13 protein-coding genes and 1 pseudogene are annotated in these 15,155 nt (G+C 66.4%); 6 read left to right on the forward strand and 8 right to left on the reverse strand.

What is annotated here, in order from left to right:
- Positions 1-29 precede the first annotated feature (29 nt).
- Genes Pla123a_RS19275 through Pla123a_RS19285 form a run of 3 tightly spaced genes read right to left on the reverse strand, consistent with a single transcriptional unit; the run spans position 30 to position 1,267 of the window.
- Positions 30-512 carry a hypothetical protein gene (locus tag Pla123a_RS19275; RefSeq protein WP_146590007.1) on the reverse strand — a complete coding sequence of 161 codons (483 nt, stop codon included), beginning with the start codon at positions 510-512 and terminating at the stop codon, positions 30-32.
- Entirely contained in the window at positions 512-787 is a 276-nt protein-coding gene (locus tag Pla123a_RS19280) for a hypothetical protein (protein ID WP_146590009.1), read from the reverse strand. Before Pla123a_RS19280 ends, Pla123a_RS19275 begins: the two co-directional genes overlap by 1 nt.
- Before the next feature lie 51 nt (positions 788-838).
- Positions 839-1,267, reverse strand: a complete 429-nt coding sequence (locus tag Pla123a_RS19285) for a CsbD family protein (protein ID WP_146590011.1) — start codon at positions 1,265-1,267, stop codon at positions 839-841.
- Positions 1,268-1,697: 430 nt separating this feature from the next.
- Between Pla123a_RS19285 and Pla123a_RS19290 the strand changes: the two genes are divergently transcribed.
- The 4 genes and pseudogenes from Pla123a_RS19290 to Pla123a_RS19300 all read left to right on the forward strand — a co-directional run bounded on the left by Pla123a_RS19290 (position 1,698) and on the right by Pla123a_RS19300 (position 4,827).
- Positions 1,698-2,744, forward strand: coding sequence for an AI-2E family transporter (locus Pla123a_RS19290; RefSeq protein ID WP_197528117.1), 1,047 nt, complete (start codon positions 1,698-1,700; stop codon positions 2,742-2,744).
- Positions 2,745-3,464: 720 nt separating this feature from the next.
- Positions 3,465-3,737 (forward strand): annotated as a pseudogene (locus Pla123a_RS25345) (type II secretion system protein); the annotation flags it as partial.
- Between the two features lie 3 nt (positions 3,738-3,740).
- Complete coding sequence (locus tag Pla123a_RS25350) at positions 3,741-4,145, forward strand: H-X9-DG-CTERM domain-containing protein (RefSeq protein ID WP_391542834.1); 405 nt, start codon at positions 3,741-3,743, stop codon at positions 4,143-4,145.
- Between the two features lie 34 nt (positions 4,146-4,179).
- Positions 4,180-4,827, forward strand: coding sequence for a PEP-CTERM sorting domain-containing protein (locus Pla123a_RS19300; RefSeq protein ID WP_197528118.1), 648 nt, complete (start codon positions 4,180-4,182; stop codon positions 4,825-4,827).
- A 56-nt stretch (positions 4,828-4,883) separates the two neighbouring features.
- Here the strand turns inward: Pla123a_RS19300 and Pla123a_RS19305 are convergent, their stop codons facing one another.
- The 3 genes from Pla123a_RS19305 to Pla123a_RS19315 all read right to left on the reverse strand — a co-directional run bounded on the left by Pla123a_RS19305 (position 4,884) and on the right by Pla123a_RS19315 (position 9,435).
- The gene (locus Pla123a_RS19305) at positions 4,884-5,708 is read right to left on the reverse strand and encodes a dienelactone hydrolase family protein (RefSeq protein ID WP_146590020.1); all 825 of its coding nucleotides are present in this window, start codon (positions 5,706-5,708) and stop codon (positions 4,884-4,886) included.
- Positions 5,709-5,883: 175 nt separating this feature from the next.
- Positions 5,884-7,485, reverse strand: a complete 1,602-nt coding sequence (locus Pla123a_RS19310) for a lamin tail domain-containing protein (protein WP_197528119.1) — start codon at positions 7,483-7,485, stop codon at positions 5,884-5,886.
- Positions 7,486-7,935: 450 nt separating this feature from the next.
- Positions 7,936-9,435, reverse strand: a complete 1,500-nt coding sequence (locus Pla123a_RS19315; RefSeq protein WP_146590024.1) for a DUF1598 domain-containing protein — start codon at positions 9,433-9,435, stop codon at positions 7,936-7,938.
- Between the two features lie 455 nt (positions 9,436-9,890).
- Between Pla123a_RS19315 and Pla123a_RS19320 the strand changes: the two genes are divergently transcribed.
- Positions 9,891-12,290, forward strand: a complete 2,400-nt coding sequence (locus tag Pla123a_RS19320; RefSeq protein ID WP_146590026.1) for a DUF11 domain-containing protein — start codon at positions 9,891-9,893, stop codon at positions 12,288-12,290.
- A 40-nt stretch (positions 12,291-12,330) separates the two neighbouring features.
- Entirely contained in the window at positions 12,331-12,690 is a 360-nt protein-coding gene (locus Pla123a_RS19325) for a DNA polymerase ligase N-terminal domain-containing protein (RefSeq protein WP_146590028.1), read from the forward strand.
- Here Pla123a_RS19325 and Pla123a_RS19330 read toward each other — a convergent pair.
- Both Pla123a_RS19330 and Pla123a_RS19335 read right to left on the reverse strand, forming a co-directional pair.
- A complete protein-coding gene (locus tag Pla123a_RS19330) occupies positions 12,687-13,478 on the reverse strand; it encodes an ABC transporter ATP-binding protein (RefSeq protein ID WP_146590030.1) in 792 nt (263 codons plus the stop codon). The genes Pla123a_RS19325 and Pla123a_RS19330 overlap by 4 nt on opposite strands.
- Before the next feature lie 86 nt (positions 13,479-13,564).
- Positions 13,565-15,103: an ABC transporter permease gene (locus Pla123a_RS19335; protein WP_146590032.1), complete on the reverse strand. Its 1,539-nt coding sequence runs from the start codon at positions 15,101-15,103 to the stop codon at positions 13,565-13,567.
- Positions 15,104-15,155 lie beyond the last annotated feature (52 nt).

Raw genomic sequence — 15,155 nt, forward strand, 5'->3', positions numbered from 1 at the left:
CTTGTGACTCTTCGCGTAAGAGCGATGGGTTACTCCGAGGGCGCCGGTCCAAAGGCGGACCCGCTGCTGTCGAGCTTCTCGCCGATCCGCTTGCCGGCGTACGCCATGACGGCTCGGGCCGCGACAGTGCCCACCGCTAGCAGCGAAGTGGAGAGCAACCCAGCCTTCTGGGCGCCCTGCCCGTCAGCAACGATCTGCAGCTTGCCCGCCCGCACCAGCGACTCGATGTCGCTCCGCGAGGCGGTAACAATCTGCTTCTTGCCCGGCACTAAGCTGTACCCAACCAGCGCAGCTAGCCCAGCGGCGGCGTACGGGTGCCGCTTAACAAGGTACCGCCAGTCGGTCACCTGCCGAGCGTCGTCCGACAGCTTCTCGACGTCCCGCTCGAGGTCGCGGCGGACGCGGCTCATCCGCTCGGAGAGCTGGTCTGGGCCGTGCCCGTTACTCGAGCTGTGCCCGTTCGACGAGCCGCTCGCTCCGTAGCGACCATTGTGATGGTTGCCCGCGGACATTATTTAACTCCTAGCGACGAGCTGAGCGAATCAGGCAGCACCTTCTCTAACGAGTGCATGAGCCGTTCGCCCAATCCTTCGGCAACCCGGCGGTCGCGGGTGAAGGACCAGCCTTGCCGCTGCCCGCCGCTGAGCAACGCCAGGCCCACCCCCACCGCGGCGCCCGCCGCCAGGGCGAGCAGCACCGATTCGTCGGGCCGCGAGCGGATAAATTCTTGCGATCGGGCCGTGAGGCACGAGGAGTCGTGGTCTTCAATGCGATTGGTAGGGGTCATGGCGTCTCTCCTTTGACGTGCGGTGTGATTCGAGAGCAGAGTTGACTTGGGTTACCGCTGCTTCAGGATTAGCCCGATCACCGCGCCCGCGATGATGCCGGTCCCGAAGGCGACCGCCACCGATTCGATCGGCTTGCGACGCACCGCCTGTTCGGCCTGTGCGTGCTTGGCGGCGACCGCGTCGCGGACGTAGGCGGCCGCGTCGTTGGCGGCGTCGGATCCGCTCTGCAGATACTCCTGCGCGGTCGCGCTAGCCTGCTCTAGCATCGGGCGGAAGCGGGCGTCCAGCGCGACGAGCTTCTGCTCGATGAGCTGCTGGGTCTCGCCGGTTTTCTGCTGGATATAGCCGACTAGCTGCTGCACGTTGCCCTGAAACTCACGCACCTCGTCGCCGCTGAGCTCGCCCCAGCCTTCGTTCACTTTGCCCTTGAGTTCGGTCCAGTCGCCGGCGGCCTGCGTTTCGTAGCCTTGAGTGTTCATCGTGGGTCACTCCCTTTGAGATTCGAAGAGCGGGTCAGCCAATTGGCCGCACGTTCCTCTAGTTAGTGGCGTCTTCGTCGGGAACTTGGGAAGCAACTACCGCGCCAACTCCGACCGAGCAGTAAAACACGACAGAATGTGCGGATCCCGAGGGCGGCGCCGCCGCGAAGCGCGGATGCAAAACGGTCAGGTTGGCGGGAAGGCGACCACCCCCAAGCCGCCGTGCGAGCAGCCTCCCCCCTGACTGTCGGCCCGGCGGCCGCGGCACGCCGATTGCTTCCCCATCGCTGGCGGTCGACCGTCCGTCGGGCGGGTCGACTGCTTCAGTCAAGGGCAGCCAGGAATCCCAATGTCAGAGCTAAGAGTTGCTTCCATCGAAGATCCCCCCCGGGATCAGGGCCGCGAAGCGACGCCACCCGTGAGGTCCAGGTTGCCAATAGGCTCCGTAGAGCGACGTTGCCTGATTGTCCTCACCGGCCTGGCGATCTTCTACACGTTCTACTTCACTCGCGCCATATTGCTGCCGACAACGCTAGCGGTGATGCTGAGCCTGGTGCTGAAGCCGGTCACGAACCGGCTTCACAGGTGGGGCCTGCCGAACATGCTCGCGGCGATGCTGATCCTTACGGCGTTCTGCATCGCCACACTGCTGGGAGCTCGGGCGTTGTGGGAGCCAACCGCCGAACTGATGGGCGAGGCCCCCAAGAGCTTAAAGGTGCTGGGCGAAGAGCTGCGTGACCTCGCCACACCGCTTCAGCAGATCAAGGACGCCCAGACCAAGGTGGCGGACATGACGGCGGTTTCCGGCGAGGTGACTCCGCTCGAGGTGCGGATCAAGCAGCCGGCGCTCAGCAGCGAGATGCTCAACAGCACCGGCGGGTTCGCTACCGGCGTGGTGATCACGGTGTCGCTGCTGTTCTTCCTGCTCTCGGCCGGCGACCACTTCATGGTAAAGACCGTCGAGGTGATGCCGACCTGGCGAGAGAAGCGTGATGTCGTCGTGCTGCTGCAGGACCTGCAGAGCAAGGTTTCGACCTACCTGGGCGCGATCACGCTGATCAACATCGGTCTGGGCGTTGTGATCGGATTCGGGATGTGGGCGATTGGCATGCCTAACCCACTGTTGTGGGGCGTGCTGGCGGCGCTCTTCAATTACATCCCGTTCGCCGGCTTGGTGCTGGGCTCCGGCCTGGTTTTTCTGGCCGCGATGGCGGAGCTGCCGACCCTCGGCGAGCAGCTGATGGCTCCGGCGATCTACCTGGGGGCGAACGGCATCGAGGCGAACCTCGTCACGCCAGCCGTGCTCGGCCGTTCGATCAGCCTCAACCCGGTGGTGATCCTGCTATCGGTCTTCGTTGGCGGCTGGGTGTGGGGCATCGGCGGCATCTTCCTTGCCGTGCCGATGCTGCTGGTGCTGAAGATCGCCTGCGACCACTACCGCAGCCTGCAACCGATCGGGGTGTTCCTGTCGAGCTGATGGCGTGACGGCGGGATTGTCTCGCAGCCGTCGGCAATCTGCCGCTTGATGGGTTGACCCGGTCGTTCGGGCGGAGCACAATACCTTCCGGTCGGACCGCTTTTCTTGCTAATCGGTAGGAACAGCGGCCTTTATGCGTGCTTCGTTTCAGAAATGCGTCCCCCTCGCCCTCGCGGCTTTCTACAGTGCCCTCGCACTGTTTGGGCAGACGCTGCACGCCCTCCCGTGGCTTGACCACTTCAGTACAAACGCCTGCGAGCACTGCAGCTGCGGCTTGAATCACGACGATTCGCCGTTCGCTCGTTACCGTCAGACCATCCCCTCGGGCGACCAGCGGCAGCCGGTCAATCCACAGCCGGTCGACGACTGTCCCATCTGCGCACTTTTCGCGCTATCGCAGGACCGACCTGCGCCGCGGCCGTTGGTTGTGGTCGCCGGCCTCGCGACCGTGGTCGCGCCGGCGATTGAACCCCGCGTTCCTTATGCCCCCGGACGTGCGCCGCGTTCGCGCGGGCCGCCCGCCGCGCCGCTGTTATAAGCGCGGTCACTTCCCAACTATCATCGCGGCCACGTCGCCGCGGTAGGGGGGACGGCTGCGCACCGATCGCCTCGCCGGCGTCTGGCGCATGTCGTCATGCGGTCCGACCACCGTTGCGGTAGACACGCCGCGTCGGCGGGGCCCTTCCGCTATTTGCCTGCCCACCTCGAAAGGAGGGGAGTATGTCACGCGCCGCGCGCGTCGCGTTCACCCTGGTCGAGCTGCTGGTTGTTATCGCGATTGTGGGGCTTCTGATCGCCCTCCTTCTGCCGGCCGTCCAGGCCGCTCGGGGGGCGGCGCGTCGCACCCAGTGCGTGAACAACCTCCGCCAGATCGGCCTGGGATTGCACGGCTACTGCAACGACCACCACGGCAGGTTCCCGGAGACGATGCACACCATCGTCGACGCGGACGAGTCCCGGTCGTGGATCTACACGCTTGGGCCCTACACCGAGGCGGTGGACGAGCTGCGCATCTGCCCCGAGGACCCGCGTGGGCCCGAGCGGCTGCGGAAGAAGCTGACGAGCTACGTGCTCAACGACTACGTCACGGTCCCCCGCGGCGGGGCGATCACCAGCCTGCACGACCTGCCCGCCACCCACGCCACGGTGGTTGCGCTCGAGGCCTCTGACAACCTGCCGTTATCGTTCTACCACGAGCACATCCACGCCAAGGCGTGGTTCAAGCGGAGCAACGTGCGGGATCGGCTCGTCTGGTCGGCGGTCCAAGAAGAGATGCAGTCTGACCGCCACACTTCGGGCTCCCACTTGCTCTATGCGGACGCGCACGTGGAGTTTGTCGCCGAGTCGACGCTCCGTGAGTTGGCGGACCACGGCGACAACTTCATGCTGCCGCCTCAATAATCCTTAAATCCTACTATGAATGAGAACGATTGCTATGAATGCGAAGATGCACGCGTTTTGCCTTGTGATCCTGTCTGCTGGCCCCGCGTCTGCCCAACTGCACGGCGGCGACGTCGATCTGACCGTCTCTGGTGGAAAGATCGTGACCGGCCAACGCGTTTACGGGGCCGAACTCGGCGAGATCCTGCCGAACGAAGTCGACGAGCCGGGATTCGACAGCGATCCGGGGACCTTCCCGGCCGGGTCGAGTGTTGGGTTCGCGTTTGTGGACTCGCTGCGGGTCTGGGATGGAATCGACTTTGATGAGATTGCTCCGTTGACGATGTCGACTCAGTTCGGGAGCTCGCTCGGCCCCGTTACTACGCCGTCGACCCCCGGCGTTGTGGAAGGGTTTGCCCTCAATGTAGCGGCCGACGGCTCGTGGCACCGCCACCTCGACTACCTGCTAAATCCCCCCGCCACAAACGGCGTCTACCTGCTGTCGCTCAAGCTCGGCAGCAGTGACCCCACTATCGGAGACTCGGAACCGCTGTACCTGGTTTTCAATCAGAATGTCGATGAGTCGGTGCACGACGCCGCAATCGACTACGTCAAAGCCAGGGTTGCCGGTATCCCCGAGCCGGCCAGCGTGGTGCTGCTAGCGGTGCTTGGCGCCGCGCTGGGGAAGCGTCGTCGTATCTAGCCGAGACGCTATTCAGAGACGCCCGGGCGCCTGATTTCGGCGCCCGGGCGCCCCTCTTACTGCTTCTCTTTTGTCAACTCCGAGAGGATGCCCTTAAGCCGCACCAGCGACTTGGCCCGGGCCTCGTAGTTCGGATCGCCTTCGCTAGCCGACTCGCCGGCCCGCATGTAGGCGTGGCCCGCGCCCTCGTAGGCGACCGGGTCGTACTTCTTGCCCAGCGTTTCCATCTTCTTCTTGACCTCGGGCACGGCGCCGGTGATGCGGTGGTCGTTGCCGCCGTAGAATCCATAAACCGGCGCCGAGATCGCCTGGTAGGTGGCGTCGTCCTGCGGCGCCGTGCCGTAGAAAACGCAGGCCGCCGAGACGCCACTGTTGGTGGCCGCGTGGGCGAACGACTTGCCGCCGCCCCAGCAGAAGCCGGCCGCCGCCACCACTCCCGTTCCCGCCGGGTGCTTCTGGGCGAACGCGATCACCGCGTCGAGGTCGGCGCCAACCTGCTCGTCCGGCAGCTTGTAGATGCCGTTGCGGGCGGCGTCGGCCGAGCCGAACGCCTCGGTACCGCCGCCGTCGGGGCCGGTCCCGCTGAGCAGGTCCGGCGCGATCGCCAGGTAGCCGGCCTCGGCCATCTGGTCGGCAAACGAGCGGGCCCAGACGTTCAGGCCGCGGTTCTCGTGGATCACGACCAACGCGGCTGTTGGGCCCGGAGCTTCGGGGAACGCGACGAACGTCCGCACCGTGCGGCCGGCGTCAGTCTTGATGTTGACCCACTCGTGGTGCCGCGGCGAGTTCTCCAGGCGGGTCACCGGGTCCTCACCCTGCGCGCGGACCGTAGACAAGAGCGAGACAAAGACCGCAAGGCAGGGGAGGGTGGCGTGACGCATGCTTGGGGCTCCAGTTGCAAAGACGAGGGCCGGACGAGGTTGCTGACCATCGTATCAACTCCGCCGCGGTCCAGACGTGTCGCCGGCGCAAAAAAGAAGCCGGCGGTTTGCGAACAAACCGCCGGCTCTCAATTAGCAATTCTGCCCCACGCCCCCGCTAGTGGGGCGGGAAAGACTACGAGCGACGGCAGACAAACCCGACGCCAACTAGGGCCGCCAGCAGCAGCGCGGTGGGCTCGGGGGCCGCCGCGGCCGACGGGCCGGGGGCGGCCATGGCGCCGTAGTTCGACGCCCAAACGGCGTAGTCGCCAGGAGTCAGCGTGGCGCCGTTGTCGTCACGCCAGAAGACGTAGTCGGCCGCGTCGACCAATCCGTCGCCGGTGAAGTCGCCGGCCAGACCAGAGGCCTCGCCGATCATGTCGAAGGTCGGCGGACGAATCTGGACCAGCGACTGGTCTACCGATTCGCGGTAGCCAATGTAGAAAGTGCCGATCATGTCGGTCGTGGCGGTGTGGGTGAAGGTCTGGTCGCCGAAGACCGCGACCACGTCACCGGTAACGGGGTCGTAGTCGAGCGACAGGCGGTACCAGTCGGACGCCATCTCACCCATCTCAATGCTTTCGAGGACGGTCCAGTCGCCGCTAGCCGGGTTGCTCGGGCCGCCATCGTTGAAGTCGACCAGCATAACGCGGTTAAGGCTCGCGCTGTCTTCCTTCTGGATCACCCAGCCGATGCCGGTGTTGCCGTTCGCGGTGCCGACGTCGCCGAAGAACAGGCCCGTTGGGTCCGGCAGGTTGTGGAGGCTGCCGGTAGTGCCGATGCCGTAGGTGGTGGACTCGGCGCCGCCTCCGCCGTAGGGGACGGTGTCGATGTAAGCGTACATGTCATAGCTGGTGATCAGCTCCGGCGCAAAGCTCATGTTGCCGCCGCCCGACTCGTCCCATGCCATGATCGCGTTGCCGCCCTGAGGCGACGCCGGGATGGCGTTCGGGTTGATGGTATCGACGACCGTAGGATCGACAACACGGGGCACGGTGAACGAGCCGCTCATGCCGGGCACGGGATCGTTCGACGCCGCGGAAAGTCCATCGACGTCCGGAATCGAATAGGCGCCGGTCATCAGCAAACCGTTCGAGGCGCCCGGCGTGGTCGGCACGATGCCGAAATCGGCGCCGCTGTTGTTAGTGTCGCGGCCGTCGATGTAGCGGCCGATTGAGATCGGGTGGTCCGGGCGGTCGTAGTTCTGAGTGTTTCCCCACCAGCCGGCGCCAACCTCAGCGATCTGGGCCGCGGTCAGGTTGGCGTTGCCCTTGTTGGCCTCGTACGCGATGGCGTCGACAATGGTCGTCGGGCCGTTGCGGAGCTCGATCACGGTGTTGGCGTTCGGCCACAGGTCGAGCGAGTTGCCGAGGTCCTGGTCCAGGTTGGGAGTGCCGGTGGCGCCCAGCACGTAGTACTCACCCGCGGCGAGCATGGTGCCGGACGGGATGAAGTCTTCGAAGAACAAGAAGTTGTCGGCGAGCTCGATGCTCGCGACGCTCCAATCGCCGATGTTCACGGCCGAGGCGCCGGCGTTGTAGAGCTCGATGTACTCGGCGAAGCGGCTCGCATTCGGAGACGAGTCGTACGCCAGCTCGTTGATCACCACCTGCGCGTTCGCGCCGGCGGTCAGCAGCAGGCCGGCGGCCAGGGCCGAGGCAATACGGGTGGGGGCGTTGCCCAGGAGGCGCCACGCTGAGTTCATCATCTTTTGGCTCGTGGGGAGGTGTGCGGACATGGTGGAGCTCTGATCCAAGAAGGGAATCGCCTGCCTGTATCGGGGGGGCGCCGTCGGAATCCGCAAGCGGCAAACCGTTGGCATCGCGTGTCGCTCACGCGGGGCCAAGCAGGCCGCGCACAAGCGTTCTCGCGCTCTCTCTTAGTAGAGTCACAATCGCCCCAAACCTAAATGCAAAGCTTGCGCATTTAAGTCTGCGATTCGCGCGAAATTTGGCGAGGACGAAACGCAAGCACGGGAATCTTCGGGTAGCGACGCAAAAGCGAGCGTGTTGTACGTCATGCAGTCGCCGGTTGGCCGCTGCGCTGATCCGCAAAGTCCGCTGGCGACCAGTTCTTGAGCGCGGCTCAAAATCGGAGCCCGAACACGAAAAGTCCTCTAGCCCCAGCAAGGCCAGGGCTAGAGGACTCGGTTGTACGAAATCGTGGTAATCGCAGCAGAGCCGCGGGATCAGTCCCACCACCACTGGCCGGCGTTCAGCCCGCTGAGGTCAACCTCTTCGCGGGTCGAGCTCACCTCGCCGGCCTCGTCGGCCAGCAGGTTGACCGGCTGCAGGGCTTCGCCGGGGCGGATCTGGACGCCGCCGCCGATTGGGGTCATCAGCGTGTTGCCCTTCCACAGGCTGTTCACGGCCGAGGCAACCTTCTGCGGCGCGTTCTCGGTCTGGACCGGGTAGGCCTGCTCGTCGGCGAAGGTCGTCATTTGCCAGTCGGCCTGCGAGTAGAGGTCGCGGTCCTGGATGAACGCCGCGGCTACCGCCAGGTCGATGCAGTTGCGGAGCTGAGCGAACACGGGCGAACGCTCGGCGAGCTGCGGGTAGACCTTGGTGAACGCGTTGACGAACGCCTGGCTGGCGCGGTTGCCGCGGCCGACGGCCTGGCGGGCGCCCGACTGCTGGATCATCTCGTCCTCGCCGATCAGCTTCACGCCCTCGCCGACCATCTCCATCGCGAGCGAATCCTCGCTCACCCGGATCCGCTCGTAGTCGGGGACGAAGAACCAACGCTGCATCGCGTTGCGGGCGACATTCGACGGGTTGGCCCGGTCGACGTAGCTCTTCAGCCGTACTGGAGGCTGCTCAAGGCCGATGCCGATCAGCTTCATGCGGTAGTCGGCTTCGACCAGCACCTGGGCGAAATGGGTCGAGGCCGGGACGCCGCCGACGGTGATCATCTGCGGACCGAGCTTCTCTTGCATCTTCGAGACCAGCATCTGGGTCTCGGCCTGGGTCGGCATGCGGCCGGTGCTGGTGCGGGAAAGGCCGCCGAGGAACTGCTGGAACTGAGCCAGGCCTTCCTGGGTGGGGTCGATCGAGCAGTAGATCAGCGGGTTGCTGCTGGCCGACTCGGCGGCAGCGCTGCCAGCCGGCGGGAACGCCCGCAGGGCGACCACCAGGTCTTGCAGCTCGATCACCGGCTGGCCGCTCTTGACGCCCAGCTTGCGTCCCTCGAGCGACTCGGCCCACGGTTCGGCCGGGCCGGCAATGACCACATCCCCCGACTCGGGGTAGCAGAACACGTAGTCGATGCGGGTCAGCCCGGCCAGGTTTTGCATGACGTCATCGGCCTCTTGGCCGGCGGCGATCTTGTTCTCGATCTCTTTCTCGAGCCGCGTCAGCGACACCTTGCGGAGTTTGCTCGGCTTGGTGAGGTCGCCTTCGAAGGCGGCCATTGCCTGCTGTACGCGTTGCCGCCCGAGGTTGCCTGTCGGGTCCGCCACCGAGACACGCTTCATCACGCCCTCGGCGTCGACGACCACGCCCGAGGCGCCCTGGGTGCCGGTGGTGCCGCCACCGCCGCCTCCCAAGCCGCCACCGCCGCCTCCAAAGCCGCCGCCGCCTTGGCCACCGCCGCCGCCACCAAACTGGGCAGACGCCGGCACGACGCACAAAGCAACGGCCAGCAGGCCGCCAAACAGGCTACAAAAAAGTGTTGGAGCAGCGACACGCATGGTCGGATCACCCTGGTAAGGTCGGCGGTTTCTTCTCGCCCGGCAGGGGCGGTGAGCAGCCGCCGGGGTTCCTGGTTCGCGGGGATGCCCGCCTTGCCAATTCTCGATGCGGCGGGCTGGGCGCAAGGTGGGTCGAAGACCCGTGGCACCTTCCGTTGATCGTAATCAGTCAAAATAGGTAAAGCAAGAAATAGGCAGGGTTTTGGGCGGTTCTGGCGCCCGCAACACGACGTAATCCCCGTCTCGCGGCCCTACCACCGCTACTGCCGGCGCCACCCGCAGGCCCCCAACCGGCATGTTGAGAAAACTCACCGCCAGAGGTTGCAAATTAACAACACGCCCCAAGTCGGGCGGTAGAGTTGCGTGGCCGACCCGCTGCGCGCTCCTGGAGGACGCTGCGGCGAGACCGGCCCCAACCCCCTGACCACGCCGGATGCGGTCAGCCCCAGCCCAGCATGAAGCCCCGAACTCCCCAATCCGCTCTCCCCCTAGTGCTGGCCGCCCTGGCGGTCGCCACGCTGACGGGCTGCGCTATGAACGGGTTGCCGCGGATCGACCCGTCTGGCGAGCGGTTCTTTATCTGGCCCGACAGCCAGCCGGTGGTGGGGCCGCTGGCCTCGCCCGGGGCGGTGATCGCCCCGCCGGGCGGCAACGCCACGCTGCCGCCGGTCGGCTCCGCCGGGACCACCGCCTCGACCGGGCCGAGCTGCCCGCTTTGTCCGCTGTGCCCGCTCGGCTGCCCGCTGGGCGGCTTATTCGATGACAAGACCGTGATCGGCCCGGTGGCGGGCGGACCGCCGCCGGTCGAGCCGACCAACCGGGTCACCCTCACGCCAGGTCGCGTGCTCGCGCCGGTGGGCAGCGAGGTAGTGCTCCGCGCCGGCGTCTGCGGCAAGGACGGCTACCTGCTGACCAACCGCAAGGTTGAATGGATGATCGACCAGGAGGGCGTCGGGCAGTTCGCCGAGATCGGCGACGCCGGCCAGCGCGACTTCATGCGTTACCCCTGGAGCACGCCGAAGAAGATCAACAACACCTACGCTGTGGGCTACACCTCGCCGGTGCACACCTGCCTGCGACGCGGCACCGCCGACCCGGCCGACGACCTGCAGATCAACGACGGCGAGGCCTGGGTGAGCATCACGAGCCCGTCGGAGGGGACTAGCTACATCACGGCCTACGCGCCGAACGAAGACAACTGGAACGCCCGCCGCGCGCAGGCCACGATCTACTGGGTCGACGCGCAGTGGCGGCTGCCGCCGTCGGCCGTGATCGCCGCCGGGCAGCCCCATGTCCTGGCGACCACCATCACCCGCCAGACCGATGGCGCCCCGCTCGCCGGCTGGATCGTCCGCTACGAGGTCGCCGACGGCACGGGCGCCCGGCTCGGCTACGACGCCGGGCAAGTCTCGGAGGTCACATCGGACAACCGCGGCGTCGCGCAGGTCGAGGTCACCCCGACCGACGCCCAGCCCGGTTCGTCGCGGATCCGGATCACGGTGGTGCGTCCCGAGCAGGCCGGCATCGCGTCGAGCCCGCGGCTGGACGTCGGCGCCGGCGAGGCGACCATCACCTGGTCGAACACCGCCGCGGGCACGCAGCCGCTGTTCCCGCCGGTCACGCCGCAACTGCCAGCGACGCCGCCCGCGTTCCCCCAGCAACCGACCGAGCCCAACCCGCGTCCCCAGCTGCCGCCGGACAACGAGCCCCCCATCGGCATCGAGCCCCCCGGCCGCCCGGACCTAGAGGTGAGGGTTCAGAAGATCACGCCCGACCCGATCAAGGTGGGCCAAGAAGTGACCTACAACATCGTCATCCGCAACATCGGCGACGGCGTGGCCCGCAACGTGCGTCTGTTCGACGTGTTCGACCCCGGGCTCGCCAGCCCGCAAGACGGGGAACGCGTGGGGCGGATCGACTCCAAAGACAACATCAAGGACATTGCGCCGACAGGAACTCGCGAGATTCCCCTCACCTTCGATGTGCTCACCGCCGGCGAGCATTGGCACGAGGTGACCGTGAAGGCCGATGGCGGAGTCGACGCGTTTTACAAGGCCGACTTCACCGCGATCGACGACCAGCCGGTTGCCGCCGCGGTCACGATGCAGACCGACATCGCGCCTGTGCGTCCCACCGTGGGCGACGAGGTGCGATTCAAGATCGTCCTCGAAAACACCTCCAACGTGCCAGCGACCAACCTGCGGCTCGAGATTGCCCCCGACCCCGCATTGAGGGTCACCGGAATCCTGCCGGAGAACCTCAGCAACGTCACGCAGGCATTGACCACGGGCGGTGCGATCACTCCGCTCGGCACGCTGGCCGCGGGGCAGAAGGTCACGATCCGCTACGGCTGCAACGCCAACATGGCGACCCAAATCGGCAACCCGGCCGAGATCACCGCCTTCCTCAAGGGCGACGGCATCAGCCTGGCGGGCCGCGAGCAGATCGAGATCCTGCCGGCGGCCGCCGCGCCCCCGGCGGCCGCGCCGCTGGGCGTGTCGGTCCAGACCTCGGCGAACCCCATCCGGCGGAATGGCCAGGCCGACGTAACCGTCACGCTGACCAACAACACGGCCCAGCCGCTGTTGGGGGTGAACGTCGACATCCGCATCCCGCCGCAGCTCTCGCCGCGGCCGCTGGTGGCCGACACGCCGATCGGCACAGCGCTGATCGCCCAGCAGCCGTTCCTGCGGCTCAGCCCGGCCATCGCCTCGCTCGCGCCCGGCGGCAAGGCGACCATCCGCGTCCCGTACGACGCGGTGAACCCAGGGCAGGGCGCGGTAGAAGCCCGCGGCACGTGGCAGGGCGGCACGGCGCCGTCCGATGGCCGCGTGATCGTCACGGTCGAGCCGTAGGGCTTTGCCGAATGCGTGCCGGTGGGGGTACTATCAAGCGATGCCCCGCTACGTCCTCCTCCGCCACGAGTGCCCCCCCGACTACCGCGTCGGTTCGCACTGGGACTTGATGCTCGAGCGCGACGGCGTGCTGCTCACTTGGTCGCTGCCGAGGTTGCCCGCGCGGTGGGGAGGCAGTTCGGGAGACGAAATCGAAGCCGAGCGGCTCCCCGATCACCGGCTGGCGTACCTAGACTACGAGGGCCCGGTGAGCGGCAGCCGCGGCGAGGTGCGCCGTGTCGTCGCGGGGGAATTCACTTGGATGAGCTGCGACGAGCAAAGAGTCGAAGCCGAGCTAGCCAGCGGCAAGATCACACTGAACAACAGCGGTTCGACTTGGCAACTAAGGGTGACGAGCTAAGCCGCCGCCAGCGAACCGCCCTGCACACGGCCATCGACCAGCGTGACGATGCGGTGCGCCCGATCAGCGATCCGCAGGTCGTGCGTGACGAGGACGATTGTCAGCTGCTGCTCTTCGTTGAGCCGCTCCAGCAGCCGCAGGATCTCCTCGCCCGTGTTCTGGTCGAGGTTGCCGGTCGGCTCGTCGGCCAACAGCAGCCGCGGCTCGCTCATCAGCGCACGCGCGATCGCGACCCGCTGCATCTCGCCGCCCGACAGCTCGCGCGGCTTGTGGTTTAGGCGGTGCGACAGCTCGACGGTCTCCATCAGCTGCTCGGCCCGCTGGCGGAGCTGCTTCCGGTTGCGCCAATAGCCAAGGGTGCTGTAGCGGATCATCGCCGGCGACAGCACGTTCTCGATCGCGGTCAGCTCCGGCACCAAATGGTACGCCTGGAAGATCATGCCGATGTGGCGGTTGCGGAGGATGTTCTTCCCCTCGCCCGGCAGGTTGTCGATGCGGTTGCCCTCGAAACGGACCTCGCCGGCGTCGGGCCGGTCGAGCGTGGCGAGCAGGTGCAGCAGCGTGCTCTTGCCGCTGCCCGACTGGCCGACGATCGCTACGAGCTCGCCCTTGCGGACCTCGAAGTCGACCCCCTGCAGCACGGGCGTCTTGACGTCGCCCTTGCGGTAGGTGCGGTGGAGGTCGTGCGACGACAGGATGACCGGACCGGTCGACTTGGCCCGCGGCTTGGCCGGCGGGGCGTCGGCGGTCGGCAGGAAGTCGGCGAGCGTGGGGCTGGTAGTGCTCATGGCAACTCTACTCGGTAGCTGAAGGTATCCCCGCATCGGCGAAGCGGGAGACGATTTCCCGGCTCGGAGAGCCGGGGATACATTGACTACTCCCAACGCAGCGCCTGCACCGGGTGCAGCGACGCCGCCCGCCAGGCGGGCAGCACGCTCGCCAAGACGGCGATCAGCATCGCCCCGACGGCGACCCACAGAATCGTGAACGGCTCGATAATCGCCGGGATCTTGTAGAAGTAGTAGACCGATGGGTCGAACACCGGCGTGCCGGTGAGCCAGCCAAGGAAGTCGGCGATCTCGTTGATCTGGTCGACAAACACTAAGCCGCCGACCACACCGATCCCGGCGCCGACCGCGCCCAGCGTCAGGCCGTAGCTGAGGAAGATCCCCATCACGCCCGAGCCGCTCGCGCCGAGGCTCTTGAGGATGCCGATGTCGCGGGTCTTCTCGACCACGATCATCAGGAAGATCGCCAGGATGCCGAAGCCGGCCACGGCGATGATCAAGAACAACAAGACGTTGAGGACCATGGTCTCCATCTGCACGGCGGCCAGCAGGGCGCCCTGCTTATCGCGCCAGGTGCTGACCACGTAGAACTGCTCGGGGAATCTGTTCCGCAGCAGGTCCCGCACCATGTTTGGCTCGACGCCCTCTTTCAGGCGGATCTGGATCGAGTTGAAGTTGGCGACCCCGGTCAGCGGGTCGACCAGGCCGCGGAGCTTCTGCATCTCGGCCAGCGGCAAAAACACGAACGACTGGTCGTACTCCTGCATCTTGCTCTCGTAGAAGTCGGTGATGGTCAGCTTGGCCGAGCGTGGCTCGGGCTTCTGACCGGCCGACGGGAACATAATCGTGACGTCGTCGCCGGGGACGCAGAAGAACTTATCGGCGCCGGCGGCGTCGCGGTACGAGCAGAGCGAGATGCCCGGAACGCAGCCGGTGAAGATCTCCTTGCTAGGGTCAAAGGTCGCCTGGTGGTTGCTGGTGCTGCTGCTGAACGGGTCGGCAGGCAGCGGCGAGGCGTCAGAGTCGCTCTCTGCGGCGGCCTCGTCCGAGGCGTACGCCGGCGGCGCCACAATCGGCTGGCGGTACTGCGCCATCATCTTGCGGTGCTCCCAGCCGGCCCGCTGCATGTCGTCGCGGGCGACCACCTTGCTGGGGTCGTCGGTCTGGTGGTCGTAGACGTCGTAGCCGCCCTGCTTGAGCTCGAACTCGAGCTCCTCACGGTTCTCGGGGTGCTGCAAGTACTGCCCGAAGTCGCTGACCGAAGAGTAGGTGTCAGGGTCGATGCCGATCAGGTTGATCTGCTGGGTGCGGTGCTGGCCGCCGACGTAGTACTGCATCGCCGCGGGGACGTGGGCCGTGGGGCTCATGCCCTCGATGTACTGGCCGGCCACCTCGCGGATCTTCTGCATGTGCAGGCTAGCGTCCGACGCGCCGTCCAGGTGGCGGCTCTCGAACACGACGTCGCTCAGGATGCCGTGGATGCGGTCCTGCATCTCGTGGCTGAAGCCGGCCATCACCGCGTTGACCACAATCATGGTCGCCACGCCTAGCGTCACGCTGATGATCGACGCCAGCGCGATGTACCGGGTGCGGAGGTAACGCCAGCAGAGCAGGAGTTTGTACATGGGGCAGTCGGCTATTGGCTATCGGCAGGGGCCAAGGTCCCGCGGCGCGGGG

The sequence above is a fragment of the Posidoniimonas polymericola genome, assembly GCF_007859935.1.
In the GTDB taxonomy this organism is placed as follows: domain Bacteria; phylum Planctomycetota; class Planctomycetia; order Pirellulales; family Lacipirellulaceae; genus Posidoniimonas; species Posidoniimonas polymericola.

Coding starts and splice junctions, on each gene's coding strand:
- Pla123a_RS19315 (WP_146590024.1), bottom strand. CDS start 9,435: ATGCGTGTCGCTGCTCCAACACTTTTTTGTAGCCTGTTTGGCGGCCTG.
- Pla123a_RS19285 (WP_146590011.1), bottom strand. CDS start 1,267: ATGAACACTCAAGGCTACGAAACGCAGGCCGCCGGCGACTGGACCGAA.
- Pla123a_RS19300 (WP_197528118.1), top strand. CDS start 4,180: ATGAATGCGAAGATGCACGCGTTTTGCCTTGTGATCCTGTCTGCTGGC.
- Pla123a_RS19330 (WP_146590030.1), bottom strand. CDS start 13,478: ATGAGCACTACCAGCCCCACGCTCGCCGACTTCCTGCCGACCGCCGAC.
- Pla123a_RS19280 (WP_146590009.1), bottom strand. CDS start 787: ATGACCCCTACCAATCGCATTGAAGACCACGACTCCTCGTGCCTCACG.
- Pla123a_RS19320 (WP_146590026.1), top strand. CDS start 9,891: ATGAAGCCCCGAACTCCCCAATCCGCTCTCCCCCTAGTGCTGGCCGCC.
- Pla123a_RS19310 (WP_197528119.1), bottom strand. CDS start 7,485: ATGTCCGCACACCTCCCCACGAGCCAAAAGATGATGAACTCAGCGTGG.
- Pla123a_RS19275 (WP_146590007.1), bottom strand. CDS start 512: ATGTCCGCGGGCAACCATCACAATGGTCGCTACGGAGCGAGCGGCTCG.
- Pla123a_RS19305 (WP_146590020.1), bottom strand. CDS start 5,708: ATGCGTCACGCCACCCTCCCCTGCCTTGCGGTCTTTGTCTCGCTCTTG.
- Pla123a_RS19335 (WP_146590032.1), bottom strand. CDS start 15,103: ATGTACAAACTCCTGCTCTGCTGGCGTTACCTCCGCACCCGGTACATC.
- Pla123a_RS19325 (WP_146590028.1), top strand. CDS start 12,331: ATGCCCCGCTACGTCCTCCTCCGCCACGAGTGCCCCCCCGACTACCGC.